The sequence below is a fragment of the Pseudomonas sp. GW821-FHT02A08 genome (assembly GCF_059422045.1).
This window is the reverse complement of the sequence record NZ_JBWKWD010000032.1, coordinates 54,242-71,605: the sequence shown is the minus strand read 5'-3', so window position 1 is coordinate 71,605 and position 17,364 is coordinate 54,242. Positions and strand designations below refer to the sequence as shown.

Here is a 17,364-nt window from a genome sequence, read left to right as displayed (position 1 = left end):
CCGCCGCTCCCACATTGGAATGCATTCCAATGTGGGAGCGGCGGTGCGACGACTCGACTTGCTCGCGAAGACGGACTAGCAGATAACGCTGTATCAAGCGCCAGGAATGAAGTGCTTCTGCGCCGTCCCCCGTGCAATCAGGCGCGAGATGTAATCGAGCTTCTGTGCATCCTGGTCGACAAAGCGGAAGGTCAGTTGCAGCCAGTCGCTGTCGGGCTTCGGTTCGTGGGCCACGACGGCATGCAAGTAGCCGTTGAGACGGGCGATTTCGGCGTTGTCGCCCTGCTCCAGGTCCAGCACGGCGCTGTCGAGGATCTGCGGCAGGGCCTCGGTGCGTTTGACCACCAACAGGGCTTCCTTGAGGCTCAAGGCCTTGATCACGCATTGGGTGATGCCGTTGGGCAAACGCAGTTGGCCTTGGCCACGGCCACTGGTGGGTGCCGAAGAGGCCGCAGGCGCCTTGACCGGCGGGCTGCTGAGCAAGCCTTTGGACGGTGCGGGCGCGGCCGTTGGCGTGACGACGGGCGCCTTGCCACCGGTCAGGGCGGCGAGGGAGTCGTTAGCGAATGCAGGGCTGGTCTTGGTCGCGGCCACATTGATCAAGGCGTCGAGTTTGCCGACCTTGTGCAGCGCCTGCTTGACCTTGGTGATCAATTGTTCGTTGGTGAATGGCTTGCTGACGTAACCGGATACCCCGGCCTGGATCGCCTGGACGACGTTCTCCTTGTCGCCACGGCTGGTCACCATCACGAAAGGCATGGTTTTGAGGTTGTCTTGCTCGCGGCACCAGGTCAGCAGTTCCAGGCCGGACATTTCCGGCATTTCCCAGTCGCACAGGACCAGGTCGAAGGCTTCCTTGGCCAGCATGGCCTGGGCCTTTCTGCCGTTGATTGCATCTTCGATCCGCATGCCCGGGAAATAATTGCGCAGGCACTTCTTCACCAGGTCACGAATGAACGACGCGTCGTCCACGACCAACACACTGACCTTACTCATCCAAAACCCCTTTAAAAAATCCCGGCCAGCATACCGCTTTGCTGATGGCACTTTGCCAAAAACCTTCAGTCACGCCGGACTTTTCGTTCGCGGGGTGCTGCTTTTCGAATTCGTGAAGCGCAAACAAAAACGCCCGGCCAAAGGGCCGGGCGCTTTACTTGGGCAACCTTACTTATCGTCAGTTTTGCCCGGAACATTAGCGCTTTCGCCGGTTGTTCCTTCGACTTCTTCCTTCATGCGCTTGAGACCCAGGTGCCGCACGTCGGTGCCGCGTACCAGGTAGATCACCAGCTCCGAGATATTGCGCGCGTGATCGCCGATACGCTCCAGCGAACGCAGTACCCAGATAATGCTCAGCACCCGCGAAATGGAACGCGGATCTTCCATCATGTAGGTGGCCAGCTCACGCAGGGCGGTCTTGTATTCGCGGTCGATGATCTTGTCGTACTGCGCCACCGACAAGGCCAGTTCGGCGTCGAAACGGGCGAAGGCGTCCAGTGCATCGCGGACCATGTTGCGCACCTGGTCGCCGATGTGGCGCACTTCCACATAACCACGCGGCGCTTCGCCTTCTTCGCACAGCTGGATGGCGCGACGGGCGATCTTGGTCGCTTCGTCACCGATGCGTTCCAGGTCGATCACCGACTTGGAAATGCTGATGATCAGGCGCAGGTCGGAAGCCGCCGGCTGACGACGGGCCAGAATGCGCAGGCATTCCTCGTCGATGTTGCGTTCCATCTGGTTGATCTGGTCGTCGATCTCGCGCACCTGCTGGGCCAGGCCGGAATCGGCCTCGATCAGCGCGGTCACCGCGTCGTTGACTTGCTTTTCCACCAGCCCGCCCATGGCCAGGAGGTGGCTGCGCACTTCCTCCAGTTCGGCGTTGAACTGCTGGGAGATGTGGTGTGTAAGGCCTTCCTTAGAAATCATGTTGTCTGCTCCGCAAAAGCTGTGAGCTGCAAGCTACAAGCTGCAAGCTGATGTGTTGTACCCGAACCGCCCTGACTTGCCGCTTGAAGCTTGCGGCTCGTGGCTGCTGCTAGCCGTAGCGACCAGTGATGTAGTCTTCGGTCTGCTTCTTCGCCGGATTGGTGAACAGGGTATCGGTGTCGCCAAACTCGACCAGCTTGCCCATGTACATGAACGCTGTGTAGTCGGACACCCGCGCCGCCTGTTGCATGTTGTGGGTCACGATCACGATGGTGAACTTGGATTTCAGTTCGTAGATCAGCTCTTCGACTTTCAGCGTGGAAATCGGGTCGAGTGCCGAGCACGGTTCGTCGAGCAGCAGCACTTCCGGCTCTACGGCGATGGTGCGGGCGATCACCAGACGCTGCTGCTGACCACCGGACAGGCCCAGTGCCGACTCGTGCAGACGGTCCTTGACCTCGTCCCACAGTGCCGCGCCTTTCAACGCCCACTCGACGGCTTCATCGAGCACGCGCTTCTTGTTGATGCCCTGGATGCGCAGGCCGTAGACCACGTTTTCGTAGATGGTTTTCGGGAACGGGTTGGGCTTCTGGAACACCATGCCGACGCGACGACGCAGCTCGGCCACGTCTTCGCCCTTGCGGTAGATGTTGTTGCCGTACAGGTTGATCTCACCTTCAACGCGGCAGCCGTCAACCAGGTCGTTCATGCGGTTGAAGGTACGCAGCAGCGTCGACTTGCCACAGCCGGACGGGCCGATGAAGGCGGTCACGCGCTGTTTCGGGATGTTCATGCTGACGTCGTACAGCGCTTGTTTTTCGCCGTAGAACAGGCTCAGGCCCGGCACTTCGATGGCTACGGTTTCCTGTTCGAGATTCAGGCTCTGTTTGTCGCGACCCAACGCCGACATGTTGATGCCGTGGGTATGTGCTTCGTGCTGCATGGGAGGCTCCCTGTGCTAACAAATTCGGTTCGGAACGCTGCTTGTTGCAGTTCCCATCAATATTCCGGTGGACGCGGTCCAGTGTGGGAGCGGGCTTGCTCGCGAAGAGGCCGGCACATTCAACATCAATGTTGCCTGACCCACCGCTTTCGCGAGCAAGCCCGCTCCCACATTGGAAATCAGCTGTCCAAAGCTTTGTACTTCTCGCGCAGGTGGTTACGGATGTACACCGCCGACAGGTTCAATGTCGCGATCACCAGCACCAGCAGCAGCGCCGTGGCGTACACCAGCGGTCGCGCGGCTTCGACGTTCGGGCTCTGGAAGCCGACGTCATAGATGTGGAAGCCCAGGTGCATGATCTTCTGGTCCAGGTGCAGGTACGGGTAGTTACCGTCCACCGGCAGCGACGGCGCCAGTTTCACCACACCCACCAGCATCAGCGGCGCCACTTCACCCGCGGCGCGAGCCACGGCGAGGATCATGCCGGTCATCATCGCCGGGCTGGCCATCGGCAGCACGATCTTCCACAAGGTTTCAGCCTTGGTCGCGCCGAGGGCCAACGAGCCTTCACGCACGGTACGAGGAATCCGCGCCAGGCCTTCTTCGGTGGCCACGATCACCACCGGCACCGCCAGCAGCGCCAGGGTCAGCGAAGCCCAGAGCAGACCCGGCGTACCGAAGGTCGGTGCCGGCAGTGCTTCCGGGAAGAACAGACGGTCGAGCGAGCCACCCAGCACATAGACGAAGAAGCCCAGGCCGAACACGCCATATACGATGGCCGGAACACCTGCCAGGTTGTTCACCGCGATGCGGATCACCCGGGTCAGCGCGTTCTGCTTGGCGTATTCACGCAGGTACACCGCCGCCAGCACGCCGAACGGGGTCACGATCATCGCCATGATCAGGGTCATCATCACGGTGCCGAAAATGGCCGGGAAGATACCGCCCTCGGTGTTCGCTTCACGCGGGTCGTCGCTCAGGAACTCCCAGACCTTGCTGAAGTAGAAACCGATCTTGGTGGTCGTGCTCATGGCGTTCGGCTGGTAGGCGTGAACCACTTTGCCGATGCCGATTTCAATTTCCTTACCGTTCGCATCGCGGGCGGTCAGGCTGTCGCGATTGAACTGCGCATGCAGATCGTTCAGGCGCGCTTCCACATCCTGATAGCGGGCATTGAGTTCGGCGCGCTCCGATTCCATGTCCGCTTGTGCGGTGGCGTCGAGCTTGCCATCCAGCTCCAGCTTGCGACCGTGCAAGCGGACGCGCTCAAGACCGGCGTTGATCGCGCCGATGTCGGTTTTTTCCAGGTTCTTGAGCTGTGCGGCCAGCTTGTTGACGCGCTCGACACGGGCTTGCAACTCAGGCCATGCGGCTTCGCCTTCGGCGACAACCTTGCCGTCCTGTTTGACGTTGACCAGGTAACCGTAGAAGTTGCCCCACTCGCGACGCTCGATGGCCATCAGCTCCGGCGGCGTCGTCTGCTTGGTCAGCCACTCGCCGACGATCCAGGTGAAGTCGTTGCCGTTCAGGTCACGGTTGCCGACCTTGATCAGCTCGCGGGTCATGAACTCCGGGCCTTCGTCAGGCACCGGCAGGCCGGCGCTCTTAAGGCGGGCACGGGGTACTTCTTCTTTCTGCACCACTTCGCCAATGACCAGGTGTTGGCCCTGGCCCGGCACGTCGTAGCTGGCGTGGATCAGATCCGCCGGCCAGAAGTGACCCAGGCCACGCACGGCAATCACTGCCAGCAGGCCAATGGTCATGATGACCGCGATGGACACCGCGCCACCGCTGATCCAGACGCCGGGGGCGCCGCTCTTGAACCATCCTTTCAGGGAGTTCTGTTTCACAGACTTCTACCTTTCTTAAAGCGACGAGTATTTCTTGCGCAGACGCTGACGAATCAGTTCCGCGAGGGTGTTCATGACGAAGGTGAACAACAGCAGCACCAGCGCCGAGAGGAACAGCACGCGGTAGTGGCTGCCGCCGACTTCCGATTCGGGCATTTCCACTGCAACGTTGGCCGCCAGGGTGCGCAGGCCTTCGAACAGGTTCATTTCCATGACCGGAGTGTTACCGGTGGCCATCAACACGATCATGGTTTCACCGACCGCACGGCCCATGCCGATCATCAGTGCCGAGAAGATGCCCGGGCTCGCGGTGAGGATCACCACGCGGGTCATGGTCTGCCACGGCGTGGCACCGAGGGCCAGGGAGCCCAGGGTCAGACCGCGTGGCACGCTGAACACGGCGTCTTCGGCGATCGAGTAGATGTTCGGGATGACCGCGAAGCCCATGGCCAGGCCGACCACCAGGGCGTTGCGCTGGTCGTAGGTGATGCCCAGGTCGTGGGAGATCCACATGCGCATGTCGCCACCGAAGAACCAGTTCTCCATGAACGGGCTCATGTACAGCGACAACCAGCCCACAAACAGGATCACCGGAATCAGCAGCGCACTTTCCCAGCCATCCGGGACTTTCAGGCGGATCGACTCAGGCAGGCGGCTGAAGGTGAAACCGGCGACCAGGATGCCGATCGGCAGCAACATCAGCAGGCTGAAGATGCCAGGCAAGTGCCCTTCCACATACGGCGCGAGGAACAGGCCGGCGAAGAAACCGAGGATCACCGTCGGCATCGCTTCCATCAACTCGATCACCGGCTTGACCTTGCGGCGCATGCCCGGAGCCATGAAGTACGCGGTGTAGATCGCAGCGGCAACGGCCAGTGGAGCGGCCAGCAGCATGGCGTAGAACGCGGCTTTCAGGGTACCGAAGGTCAGCGGCGACAGGCTCAGCTTGGGTTCGAAGTCAGTGTTGGCGGCGGTCGATTGCCAGACGTATTTTGGCTCGTCGTAGTTCTCGTACCAGACCTTGCTCCACAGTGCGCTCCACGAGACTTCCGGGTGCGGGTTGTCGAGCAGCAGCGGGTGCAACTTGCCGCCGGCTTCCACGATCACGCGGTTGGCACGAGGCGACAGACCGAAAATGCCCTGGCCTTCAGCGACCGGCTCCACCAGCAAGGTACGGTGCGCGGTACTGTGGAACACACCGAGCTTGCCGGAAGCGTCGAGGGCAACGAAGCCCTTGCGGCGTTCTTCGGCTGTGATTTCAACGATAGGCGTGGTGCCCATCTGGAAGGTGCGGATCTGTTTCAGACGCTGTTCGCCATCCGGATCGCGAGCCATGAACCACTGGGCCAGGCCACCTTTGGAGTCACCGATGATCAGCGAGATACCACCCACCAGCTGAGTGCTGGCCGTGACTTGCGCTTCACCGTCTTCAAGCAGTTTGTAGCGACCGTTGAGGCTCTTGTCGCGCAGGCTGAACACGTCGGCCTGGGCGCGCCCGTTGACCACGTAAAGCCACTGCTGACGCGGGTCGACGAAAATATTCTTCACCGGCTCGTTCATCTGCGGCAGTTCGATGCGTTTCTGCTCGTTGGTGACTTCGCCGGTCATCATGTTTTCTTCGCTGGTCAGCGACAGAACATTGAGTTGCGAACCGGTGGAGCCGACCAGCATCAGGGTCGAATCGTTGGCGTTGAGGCTGACGTGCTCCAGCGCGCCACCGGCTTCGTTCACCGCGATTGGCGCTTCGCCATACGGGTATTCGATGGCCGGGGTGATGGTCTTCTTGCCTTCCGGGTAGCTGACTTTATAGGTATGACGGAACACCAGGGCCTGGCCGTTGGACAGGCCCACCGCCACCAGCGGGTGACCCGGCTGGTCTTCCCCGATGGAGGTCACGGTGGTGCCGGCCGGGATCGACAGATCGACGCGCTTGAGTTCGGCGCCACTGTCGATGTCGAAGAACAATGCCTGGCCCTTGTCGGAAATCCGCATCGCAACCTGGTTCTGCTCTTCCAGGGAGATCATCAGCGGCTTGCCGGCGTCTTGCATCCAGGCGGGCGTGATGGCGTCCCTGGACGTCAGGCTGGCACCCTGGAACAGGGGCGCGACGACGTAGGCAAGGAAGAAGAAGATCAAGGTGATCGCGCCCAGAACAGCGAGGCCGCCAACAAGGACGTACCAGCGGGTCAGGCGATCTTTGAGCGCGCGAATGCGGCGCTTGCGTTGTAGCTCAGGCGTATTGAAATCAATTCGCTTGGGGGGATTAGTAGTCATGTTGGAATTGGCCAGATCATTCATGCGCACACCCTAGCGATCCTGTATGACAGAAAGATGACAATGCAGTGACGCAACAAATCCGCCGCTAGCGATAACCAGCAGCGGATAGAGAATTAGAGGTGTATGGGGGCGGCACCTGCCGCCCCCATGTGAGTCCGAGGGGTTCACCTCGGACTCAATTTGTTACTTTTTTGCGACGTCAGCGCCGCCTTCCGCCAGACCCAGGTCAGCCAGTGCTTTTGCAGCAACCTTGGCCGGCAGTGGGATGTAACCGTCTTTCACTACAACTTCCTGACCCTGTTTCGACAGAACCAGTTTCACGAACTCGGCTTCCAGCGGGGCCAGAGGCTTGTTCGGGGCTTTGTTGACGTACACGTACAGGAAGCGGGACAGCGGGTACTTGCCGTTCAGGGCGTTTTCTTCGGTGTCTTCGATGAAGTCCTGGCTGCCTTTCTTGGCCAGGGCCACAGTCTTCACGCTAGCGGTCTTGTAGCCGATGCCCGAGTAACCGATGCCGTTCAGCGAGGAGCTGATCGACTGAACGACCGAAGCCGAACCTGGTTGCTCGTTCACGTTAGGCTTGTAGTCGCCCTTGCACAGAGCTTCTTCCTTGAAGTAGCCGTAGGTGCCGGATACCGAGTTACGACCGAACAGTTGAACCGGCTTGTTGGCCAGGTCGCCGGTCACGCCCAGGTCACCCCAGGTTTTGACTTCGGTCTTGGCACCGCACAGACGAGTGGACGAGAAGATCGCGTCGACCTGTTCCATGGTCAGGTGCTGGATCGGGTTGTCCTTGTGTACGAATACAGCCAGGGCGTCCACGGCAACCGGGATAGCGGTTGGTTTGTAGCCGTACTTCTGCTCGAAGGCAGCCAGTTCGGTGTCCTTCATCTTGCGGCTCATCGGGCCCAGGTTGGAGGTGCCTTCAGTCAGCGCAGGTGGCGCAGTGGCGGAGCCAGCGGCCTGAATCTGGATGTTTACGTTCGGGTATTCTTTTTTGTAGTTCTCAGCCCAGAGGGTCATGAGGTTGGCCAGGGTATCGGAGCCGACGCTGGAAAGGTTGCCCGACACACCAGTGGTCTTGGTGTAGCTCGGGATAGCAGGGTCAACAGCGGCAACCGCGTTGGCAGTCGCAACGCCAGCAGCGACAAAAGTCATTGCCGCCATCAAACGCTTCAGTTTCATGCCTTACTCCTAGCAGATAGGGTGTGTTATTCGGGGCCAAGTATCAGCAGGCCGTGTGAACACTCTATGGCTGAAATATGACAATTGGATGAAAGGCCAGTATTCAGTGTTTCCAGGTAATACCGCGTTATCGTTCTTCGCGAGCAAGCCCGCTCCCACAGGGGATCTGCGGCGAACACAGAACCAATGTGGGAGCGGGCTTGCTCCGGGCGGCGATCCGACGAAGGCGTCAGTACAGTCGATACGAAAGGTCGATCAACGCCCTTTCTTCCAGAGGTAGGCACCTACCACAATCCCCACCCCACACAGCACCGCCACATAATAAGCAGGCCCCATCGCACTCTCCTTGAGCAACAGACTGACAATCATCGGCGTCAGGCCGCCGAAAATCGCGTAGGCGACGTTGTAGGAGAACGACAGACCGCTGAAACGCACCACCGGCGGAAAGGCCTTTACCATTACATAGGGCACTGCGCCGATGGTGCCGACCAGCAGACCAGTCACGGCATACATCGGGAACAGCCAGTCGGGATGATCGGCCAGGCTGTGATAAAAGCTCCAGGAACTGGCCAGCAGCGCGGTACAGCCGATCACGAAGACTCGTCCCGCACCGAAGCGATCGGCCAGTGCGCCGGCAATGATGCAACCAAAACTCAGGAACACGATCGCCACGCTATTGGCCTGCAGGGACGTGGTTGGCGAGAAGTGATAGACCGTCTGCAACACAGTCGGTGTCATCAGGATCAACACCACGATGGCGGCCGACAGCAGCCAGGTCAGCAGCATCGAAATGGCGATGGCGCCACGATGGTCACGCAGCACCGCACGCAGCGGTACTTCTTCGGCCAAGGCCTTGCGCAGTTGCAGCTCGGCGAACACCGGGGTTTCGTGCAACCAGCGACGCAGGTACACCGCGAACAGGCCGAACACGCCACCCAGCAGGAACGGGATTCGCCAGGCGTAATCCGCCACTTCCACCGGGGTATAAATGCTGTTGATCGCCGTGGCGACCAGGGAGCCTAAAAGGATGCCCGCCGTCAGGCCGCTGGTCAGGGTGCCGCAGGCGTATCCGACATGAGGTTGCGGAACGTGCTCGGAAACGAAGACCCACGCCCCCGGCACTTCACCGCCAATGGCCGCGCCCTGGATCACCCGCATCAACAGCAGCAGGATCGGCGCCCACATGCCGATCTGCGCATAAGTCGGCAGCAACCCCATGATCAGGGTCGGCACCGCCATCATGAAAATGCTCAGGGTGAACATTTTCTTGCGGCCCAGCAGGTCGCCGAAGTGCGCCATCACGATGCCGCCCAGCGGCCGCGCCAGATAGCCAGCGGCGAAGATGCCGAAGGTCTGCATCAGGCGTAGCCATTCAGGCATGTCCGCCGGAAAGAACAGCTTACCCACCACCGTGGCGAAGAACACGAAGATGATGAAATCGTAGAACTCCAGCGCGCCGCCCAGGGCAGACAGCGACAGAGTCTTGTAGTCGTTGCGGGTCAGCGGACGTGCGGGTTGGTCTGGCTGCGCGATGCTCGAGGGCGCTGTGGTCATGGCAAGGGCTTCTCTTATAGTCGGATCTGCAACCTCAACAACGCTGGCTGAGGTTTGGGCAGGTCCGGCACGATAGCAAATTGTTCGAAAAAGCACATAGAGGTGCGTTTTTGACAGTCAAAATGAGAACCGGACGGTCGTCGCGGAGTCTACCGACCGATATACTCAAAGCCTGCTCCGGTTTTTGAGGGGTTGCTGTGCGAAAGCGCCTGTCAGGTTCATAGGCGATTTCGCAGAGTTTCCCTTTAGGCGCCTTATGGAAAACGTGACGAACGTAGTATGTTCGGTGCTGAATCGTTTTTCCCGAAGACGGCTACCACCAGCAATACCAACGAAGAGTCACGGGTCAGAGGCACCCCCGGAATGATAGAGCTCGAACAAGAAGATCCGATCCCGCAAGGCGACCTGGCCTTGCAAATCACCGCGCTCCCACGCGAAACCAACGGCTTTGGCGATATTTTCGGCGGCTGGCTGGTGGCGCAGATGGACTTGGCAGGCACCGCGATGGCCAGCAAGGTCGCCGGCGGGCGCGTTGCCACCGTTGCAATCGACCGCATGGCATTCCTGGTTCCAGTGGCGGTAGGCGCTCAGCTCTCCTTTTATACCCAGGCCCTGGAAATCGGCCGCAGCTCGATCAAGATGATGGTCGAGGTCTGGAGCGACGATCCACTGTCCAGCGAGTGGCGTAAAGTAACCGAAGCGGTGTTTGTGTTCGTTGCCATCGACGGCAGCGGCCGCACCCGCTCGGTTCCACCACGGGCTCGCTGAAAGAGCTTCTAAACCTGGTAGCCGTTTTGCGGTCGATAGTCGTCCACGTTACTGATCGAGAGCTGTCCCATGAGCACGCCCAATGTTGAAGCCGTAAAACTGGATGAACTGAACTGCTGGCGCATCCGCCACGGTCAGGCCGAATTACTGGTGGCCCAGCAAGGTGCGCACATCCTCAGTTATCAACTGGCCGGCCAGCCGCCGCTGATCTGGCTCAACGACGAGGCCGTGTTCAAGACCGGCAAGAGCATCCGTGCCGGCGTGCCGGTGTGCTGGCCGTGGTTCGGCAACTTCGACCGCAACCCGAAAAGCGTGCAGGCGATGCGTGTCAGCGGTGAAGCGCCGTCGGCTCACGGCTTCGTGCGAGCGATGGATTGGGAACTGGGCGGCATCGAAGCCGAAGGCGAAAGCCTGAAGGTCGAATTCCTTCTGCCCTACCCCGACGGCGGCTTTCCCGGTTGGCCGCACCAGGTGGACTTGACGCTGAGCATTCGCCTCGACGAGCAACTGCACATCCAGCTGACCAGCCACAACCGGGGTTCTGAAACCGTCAGCATCAGCCAGGCGTTGCACAGTTACTTTGCCGTCAGCGATGTGCGCGAAGTGCATGTCGAAGGCGTGGATGGTTTGAGCTACATCGAAACCCTGGAAGACTGGAAAATCAAACTACAGTCCGGTGATCTGCGTTTTACCGGCGAGACCGATCGCATCTACCTCAACGTTCCGCCGCAGTTGAGCATCGTCGATCCGGCCTGGGAGCGACGCATCGAACTGACCAGCAGCGGATCGCGTACGGCGGTGATCTGGAACCCGTGGATCGACCGCGCCGCCGCGTTCAGCGACATGGCCGACGACGGCTGGCAGCGCATGCTGTGCATCGAAACGGCGAACGTGATGGACGACGTAGTGAACCTGGTGCCGGGTGCCAGCCATACGCTAGGCGTGAGTGTCGGCAGCAACTCTCTCTAAGCAACACCACCAAACCAATGTGGGAGCGGGCATGCCCGCGAAGGGGCCATAACATTCAACATCATCGTTGCCTGTTACACCGCCTTCGCGAGCAAGCTCGCTCCCACATTGGTTTGGTGCTGTCCTTACAAGTCTGATTCTTTTACTACCCTGACCTTCTGCGCATCCAGCGCATACGCCGCATCGGCCAGGTCATTGCTGACCTTCTCGACTTTCAGCGTGCCGGTGACCCACAGCGGCGTGTAGATATCATTCAGCTTCAGGCCCTTTGGATAGCGCACCAGCACCAATTGGTTGGGCGGCGGGGGTGGCACGTGGATGCACGCGCCCGGGTACGGCACCAGGAAGAACAGCGTACTGCGGCCCTTGGCGTCGGACTCCAGCGGCACGGGGTAACCGCCAATGCGGATGTTCTTGTCGTTCATCGACGCAACGGTCTTGGTCGAGTACATCACCGCCGGCAAGCCTTTGGCCTGCTTCATTCCACCCTTGTCGGTGAAAGTGCCGTTGGCTTCAGGGGAGTTGTGGTCGATTTCAGGCATGGCCTCAAGGGCCTTCTGGTCCGACTTGGGCATCAATTCGAGCCAATCGGTTTCCGGCAATTCACCGGCATGGGCAAGGCCCGAACCCAGTAAAACAAGAGTCAGCAAAAGACGGCGCATGAAAGTGCTCGGTAAAGGGATGAACAGGAAACGCCGAGCATTCTAGCCCTCCCGGCCGATTTGGCGGAGAGGGCTTTATCGACTGGATCAGCTCTTTTTGACCAGTCCGTAGATCACCAGCAACACAACGGCGCCCACCAGCGCACCGATGAAGCCAGCGCCTTGGCCAGCCTGATAGATGCCCAGGGCTTGACCACCGTAAGTGGCCGCCAGCGAACCGCCGATACCGAGCAGGATGGTCATGATCCAGCCCATGCTGTCATCGCCCGGTTTCAGGAACCGCGCCAGCAGGCCGACAATCAAGCCGATAAAGATGGTTCCGATAATTCCCATGGCATTTCCCTCTGATTGATTGGCTATAGCCTAGCCAGACTTTGGCATCCTGCCATGAGAGAACGGCGGTCCCTGAATGGTTCCGCCGCTGCCACATGAAACTATTCGGCGATCAGCGCTTCGACCTTGAGGATCTGCGCGGTCAGCGTTTCGCGATCCGCACAACGCAGGTTGGCGTGACCGACCTTGCGGCCGACCTTGAAGGCCTTGCCGTAGTGATGCAGATGGCAATCGGCGATGGCCACGACCTTCTCGGTGTCCGGCACCTTGCCGATGAAGTTGAGCATCGCGCTCTCTCCAACCTTGGCAGTCGAACCCAACGGCAGACCGGCAACGGCCCGCAGGTGGTTTTCGAACTGGCTGCACTCGGCGCCTTCGGTGGTCCAGTGCCCTGAGTTGTGCACCCGGGGGGCAATTTCGTTGGCCTTGAGGCCACCGTCGACTTCAAAGAACTCGAAAGCCATCACGCCGACGTAATCCAGCTGCTTGAGCACACGGCTGGAGTAGTCTTCGGCCAGGGCTTGCAAGGGGTGATCGGTGCTGGCCACGGACAGCTTGAGAATGCCGCTTTCGTGGGTATTGTGTACCAGCGGATAGAAGCGGGTTTCACCGTCGCGGGCACGCACTGCGATCAGCGAGACTTCACCGGTGAACGGCACGAAGCCTTCCAGCAGGCAGGCCACGCTGCCCAGCTCGGCAAAGGTGCCAACCACATCTTCTGGCGTGCGCAGGACTTTCTGGCCCTTGCCGTCGTAACCCAGGGTACGGGTCTTGAGCACCGCCGGCAGGCCGATGGAGGCCACAGCGGCGTCCAGGTCAGCCTGGGACTGGATGTCAGCGAACGCCGGGGTAGGAATCCCCAGGTCCTTGAACATGCTCTTCTCGAACCAGCGATCACGGGCGATGCGCAGGGCTTCGGCGCTCGGGTAGACCGGGACGAATTGCGAGAGGAACGCGACGGTCTCGGCCGGCACGCTTTCGAACTCGAAGGTCACCAGATCGACTTCATCGGCCAGCTGGCGCAGGTGATCCTGATCGCCATAATCGGCGCGCAGGTGTTCGCCCAATGCGGCTGCGCAAGCATCCGGCGCCGGGTCCAGAAAAGCGAAGTTCATGCCCAGCGGAGTGCCCGCCAGCGCCAACATGCGACCCAACTGGCCGCCACCGATTACACCGATCTTCATCGTCAACAACCTCAGGCGATGCGTGGGTCTGGATTTTCCAGGACGCTGTCAGTCTGCTCAGCACGGAAGGTTTTCAGCACCGCGTGGAACTGCGGGTGCTTGGCGCCAAGGATGCTCGCCGACAGCAGCGCCGCGTTGATCGCGCCCGCTTTGCCGATGGCCAGGGTGGCAACCGGAATACCCGCTGGCATCTGCACAATGGAAAGCAGTGAATCGACGCCCGACAGCATTGCGGATTGCACGGGTACGCCCAGCACCGGCAGGTGGGTCTTGGCCGCACACATGCCTGGCAAGTGGGCAGCGCCACCGGCACCGGCGATGATCACCTCGATGCCACGCGCCTCGGCTTCTTCAGCGTACTGGAACAGCAGGTCCGGGGTGCGGTGGGCAGAAACCACTTTCACCTCGTAGGGGATGCCGAGCTTTTCCAGCATATCGGCGGTGTGGCTAAGGGTGGACCAATCGGACTTGGAGCCCATGATCACGCCAACCAGTGCACTCATCGTCGTGCCTCTTCTCTCTGGGCGCCCGCAGGCGCATCAAAAAACAACAAGCCACGCAGGATGCGTGGCTTGATTGTACGAATTATGGCCAGTCGTAACCGGCCGAAGGCCGCGCAGTATACCTCAATGAAGCCAATAAACAGCCCCCGTTGCGACCATCTGTCATCTGCCGCAAAGCCCCGATTTTATTGACTTGAAGGTCAATGGAATACACCTCGAATTTCCTGTGGGAGCGGGCTTGCTCGCGAAGAGGCCGGTACATTCAACATTGATGTTGATTGATCCACCGCTTTCGCGAGCAAGCCCGCTCCCACATTGGGGTTTCATGGGATTCAGGAACCGGTCGCACCCTGTGCCGCTCCACCTTCCAGCTTGCGCCACAACAACCGCACATTCGCCTTGCGCACCAGCGCACAGCGATACAGGCGAATTTCCAGCGGCACGTGCCATTGCGGGCCGCCGCAGACCACCAGTTCACCGCGCGCCAGCTCGGCACGCACGCTCAACTGCGGCACCCAGGCAATGCCGAGGCCCTCCAGGGCCATGCTTTTCAGGCTGTCGGCCATGGCGGTTTCGTAGATGGTGGTGAAGCGTAGCGCCCGTTGACGCAGCAGCATGTTCACCGACCGGCCGAGAAACGCACCGGCGCTGTAAGCCAGTAACGGTACGCTGCCTTCGCCTTCCAGATCGAACAGCGGTTTGCCGTCGGCGTCCGCGGCGCAGACCGGCAGCATTTCGGTGTGGCCAAGGTGCAGCGACGGGAAGATTTCCGGGTCCATCTGCATCGCCGCGTCCGGGTCGTAGAACGCCAGCATCAGGTCGCAGCCGCCTTCGCGCAAAGCATGCACGGCGTCACCAACGTTGGTCGCGACCAGCCGCGTGGCGATGTTCAGGCCTTCGTTGCGCAACTGCGCGATCCAGCGCGGAAAGAAACCCAGCGCCAGGGAGTGCGCGGCAGCGACCTGCATCACTTCGCCCTGCCCGCCTTCCAGGTGATGCAGATGGCGCAGCACTTCGCCGAGCTGTTCGACCACGGTTCGCGCGGTGACCAGAAACAATTGCCCTGCCGCCGTCAGCTCCACCGGCGTGCGCGAACGGTTGACCAGGGTCAGCCCCAGCGCCGCTTCAAGGCTGCGGATTCGTCGGCTGAACGCTGGCTGCGTCACGAAACGCCGTTCGGCGGCCTGGGAGAAACTGCGGGTGGCAGCCAGGGCACTAAAGTCCTCCAGCCATTTGCTTTCCAGATTCATCACGCCCTCCCGGACACGCACCAATTTAGGTCACACGTTCGCCGCCAAGCCGGCGTCACACGGGCATTATGCCGAATGTGCATAGGCTAGTGTTTAACAGCATTGGCCCAAAATTTTGTACAGGCCTAGCATTCACAGCGTTCCGGCACAGACCGGGTCCATATTGAGATGATTTCTATCATGTCCTCCGCTGCATCATTCCGCACAGAAAATGACCTGCTTGGCGCCCTCGAAGTACCGGCTCAAGCGTATTACGGTATCCAGACCCTGCGAGCGGTGAATAACTTCCGCCTTTCGGGTGTTCCGATTTCGCACTACCCGAAACTGGTTGTCGGTCTGGCCATGGTTAAACAGGCCGCCGCTGACGCCAACCGTGAGTTGGGTCACCTGAGCGAAGCCAAGCACGCTGCCATCAGCGAAGCCTGTGCACGTTTGATCCGCGGCGACTTCCACGAAGAGTTCGTGGTGGACATGATTCAAGGCGGCGCTGGCACTTCGACCAACATGAATGCCAACGAAGTCATCGCCAACATCGCACTGGAGGCCATGGGTCACCAGAAAGGCGAGTACCAGTACCTGCACCCGAACGACGACGTGAACATGGCGCAGTCGACCAACGACGCTTACCCGACGGCAATCCGCCTGGGTCTGTTGTTGGGTCACGATGCCCTGCTGGCCAGCCTCGACAGCCTGATTCAAGCGTTCGCGGCCAAGGGTCAGGAATTCAACCACGTCCTGAAAATGGGTCGTACCCAGTTGCAAGACGCCGTGCCGATGACCCTGGGTCAGGAATTCCGCGCTTTCGCCACCACCATGGGCGAAGACCTGGCCCGTCTGAAGACGCTGGCCCCGGAACTGCTGACTGAAGTGAACCTGGGCGGCACCGCGATCGGCACCGGCATCAACGCCGATCCGCGCTATCAGGCCCTGGCTGTACAGCGCCTGGCACTGATCAGCGGTCAACCGCTGGTTCCGGCGGCCGACCTGATCGAAGCTACCTCCGACATGGGCGCCTTCGTGCTGTTCTCCGGCATGCTCAAGCGCACCGCGGTCAAACTGTCGAAGATTTGCAACGACCTGCGCCTGCTGTCCAGCGGCCCACGCACCGGCATCAACGAAATCAACCTGCCGGCGCGTCAGCCAGGCAGCTCGATCATGCCAGGCAAGGTCAACCCGGTTATCCCGGAAGCTGTTAACCAGGTGGCCTTCCAGGTCATCGGTAACGACCTGGCGCTGACCATGGCAGCCGAAGGCGGCCAACTGCAACTGAACGTGATGGAGCCGCTGATCGCTTTCAAGATCCTCGACTCGATCCGCCTGCTGCAACGCGCCATGGACATGCTGCGCGAGCACTGCATCGTCGGCATCACCGCCAACGAAGCCCGCTGCCGTGAACTGGTCGAGCACTCGATCGGTCTGGTCACCGCACTGAACCCGTACATCGGCTACAAAAACGCCACCCGCATCGCCCGTATCGCCCTCGAAAGCGGCCGCGGCGTGCTGGAACTGGTGCGCGAAGAAGGTCTGCTCGACGAAGCCATGCTCGCCGACATCCTGCGCCCGGAAAACATGATTGCTCCGCGCCTGGTGCCCCTGAAGGCATAACCCGACGCGTTACTTGTAGCACCGCTCACCAGGTCGAGGGACTAGACACCTCTCACCTTTTGAGGGCTTGGAGATCAATCTCCAGGCCCTTTTTTTTAACTGTTTGCCAGTGAAACCGTATGTCTGGGGACTGACCAATGTGGGAGCGGGCTTGCTCGCGAAGGCAGCGGCACATTCAACAATGATGTGTCTGATACACCGCTTTCGCGAGCAAGCCCGCTCCCACCCAGAGCAGCTCCCACATAGCCTGACAGCAAAAATGTCAGGTGTTTCAAAGGCTTCGCTTCACCGAATGCACCACAACCGTGCAGACGGACGGCACTGTCATCGGTATAGTGCCGCCCCTCTTCGCATG

Annotated in this window: 15 protein-coding genes; 3 read left to right on the top strand and 12 right to left on the bottom strand. The window is 60.3% G+C overall.

Annotated elements, in window-relative coordinates; translation table 11 throughout:
* Positions 1 to 93 precede the first annotated feature (93 nt).
* The 7 genes from AC07W4_RS21010 to AC07W4_RS20980 all read right to left on the bottom strand — a co-directional run bounded on the left by AC07W4_RS21010 (position 94) and on the right by AC07W4_RS20980 (position 9,735).
* The gene (locus tag AC07W4_RS21010) at positions 94 to 996 is read right to left on the bottom strand and encodes a response regulator (protein WP_495033819.1); all 903 of its coding nucleotides are present in this window, start codon (positions 994 to 996) and stop codon (positions 94 to 96) included.
* Between the two features lie 168 nt (positions 997 to 1,164).
* A complete protein-coding gene (gene phoU / locus AC07W4_RS21005; protein ID WP_008045526.1) occupies positions 1,165 to 1,926 on the bottom strand; it encodes a phosphate signaling complex protein PhoU in 762 nt (253 codons plus the stop codon).
* Positions 1,927 to 2,035: 109 nt separating this feature from the next.
* Positions 2,036 to 2,869 carry a phosphate ABC transporter ATP-binding protein PstB gene (pstB, locus tag AC07W4_RS21000; RefSeq protein ID WP_007971742.1) on the bottom strand — a complete coding sequence of 278 codons (834 nt, stop codon included), beginning with the start codon at positions 2,867 to 2,869 and terminating at the stop codon, positions 2,036 to 2,038.
* Positions 2,870 to 3,048: 179 nt separating this feature from the next.
* Entirely contained in the window at positions 3,049 to 4,719 is a 1,671-nt protein-coding gene (gene pstA / locus AC07W4_RS20995) for a phosphate ABC transporter permease PstA (protein ID WP_495033818.1), read from the bottom strand.
* Positions 4,720 to 4,734: 15 nt separating this feature from the next.
* Complete coding sequence (locus AC07W4_RS20990; RefSeq protein ID WP_495033821.1) at positions 4,735 to 6,768, bottom strand: ABC transporter permease subunit; 2,034 nt, start codon at positions 6,766 to 6,768, stop codon at positions 4,735 to 4,737.
* Positions 6,769 to 7,179: 411 nt separating this feature from the next.
* On the bottom strand, positions 7,180 to 8,181 hold the full coding sequence (locus AC07W4_RS20985) for a phosphate ABC transporter substrate-binding protein PstS (RefSeq protein ID WP_495033817.1): 1,002 nt from the start codon (positions 8,179 to 8,181) through the stop codon (positions 7,180 to 7,182).
* A 255-nt stretch (positions 8,182 to 8,436) separates the two neighbouring features.
* Complete coding sequence (locus tag AC07W4_RS20980) at positions 8,437 to 9,735, bottom strand: MFS transporter (RefSeq protein ID WP_495033816.1); 1,299 nt, start codon at positions 9,733 to 9,735, stop codon at positions 8,437 to 8,439.
* 363 nt (positions 9,736 to 10,098) lie between these two features.
* Between AC07W4_RS20980 and AC07W4_RS20975 the strand changes: the two genes are divergently transcribed.
* A complete protein-coding gene (locus tag AC07W4_RS20975) occupies positions 10,099 to 10,503 on the top strand; it encodes an acyl-CoA thioesterase (RefSeq protein WP_007942704.1) in 405 nt (134 codons plus the stop codon).
* A gap of 69 nt (positions 10,504 to 10,572) precedes the next feature.
* A complete protein-coding gene (locus AC07W4_RS20970; RefSeq protein ID WP_495033815.1) occupies positions 10,573 to 11,472 on the top strand; it encodes a D-hexose-6-phosphate mutarotase in 900 nt (299 codons plus the stop codon).
* A gap of 125 nt (positions 11,473 to 11,597) precedes the next feature.
* On the opposite strand, the gene AC07W4_RS20965 is transcribed toward AC07W4_RS20970, so the two are convergent.
* The 5 genes from AC07W4_RS20965 to AC07W4_RS20945 all read right to left on the bottom strand — a co-directional run bounded on the left by AC07W4_RS20965 (position 11,598) and on the right by AC07W4_RS20945 (position 15,404).
* Complete coding sequence (locus AC07W4_RS20965) at positions 11,598 to 12,134, bottom strand: DUF3299 domain-containing protein (RefSeq protein ID WP_495033814.1); 537 nt, start codon at positions 12,132 to 12,134, stop codon at positions 11,598 to 11,600.
* A gap of 87 nt (positions 12,135 to 12,221) precedes the next feature.
* Positions 12,222 to 12,467, bottom strand: a complete 246-nt coding sequence (locus tag AC07W4_RS20960) for a GlsB/YeaQ/YmgE family stress response membrane protein (protein ID WP_007971735.1) — start codon at positions 12,465 to 12,467, stop codon at positions 12,222 to 12,224.
* Between the two features lie 101 nt (positions 12,468 to 12,568).
* A complete protein-coding gene (locus tag AC07W4_RS20955; RefSeq protein WP_414929669.1) occupies positions 12,569 to 13,651 on the bottom strand; it encodes a 5-(carboxyamino)imidazole ribonucleotide synthase in 1,083 nt (360 codons plus the stop codon).
* Positions 13,652 to 13,662: 11 nt separating this feature from the next.
* Complete coding sequence (purE, locus tag AC07W4_RS20950) at positions 13,663 to 14,154, bottom strand: 5-(carboxyamino)imidazole ribonucleotide mutase (RefSeq protein WP_007971731.1); 492 nt, start codon at positions 14,152 to 14,154, stop codon at positions 13,663 to 13,665.
* Between the two features lie 332 nt (positions 14,155 to 14,486).
* Entirely contained in the window at positions 14,487 to 15,404 is a 918-nt protein-coding gene (locus tag AC07W4_RS20945) for a LysR substrate-binding domain-containing protein (protein WP_085716176.1), read from the bottom strand.
* A 180-nt stretch (positions 15,405 to 15,584) separates the two neighbouring features.
* On the opposite strand from AC07W4_RS20945, the gene aspA reads away from it, so the two are divergent.
* Complete coding sequence (aspA, locus tag AC07W4_RS20940) at positions 15,585 to 17,009, top strand: aspartate ammonia-lyase (protein WP_280162525.1); 1,425 nt, start codon at positions 15,585 to 15,587, stop codon at positions 17,007 to 17,009.
* Positions 17,010 to 17,364 lie beyond the last annotated feature (355 nt).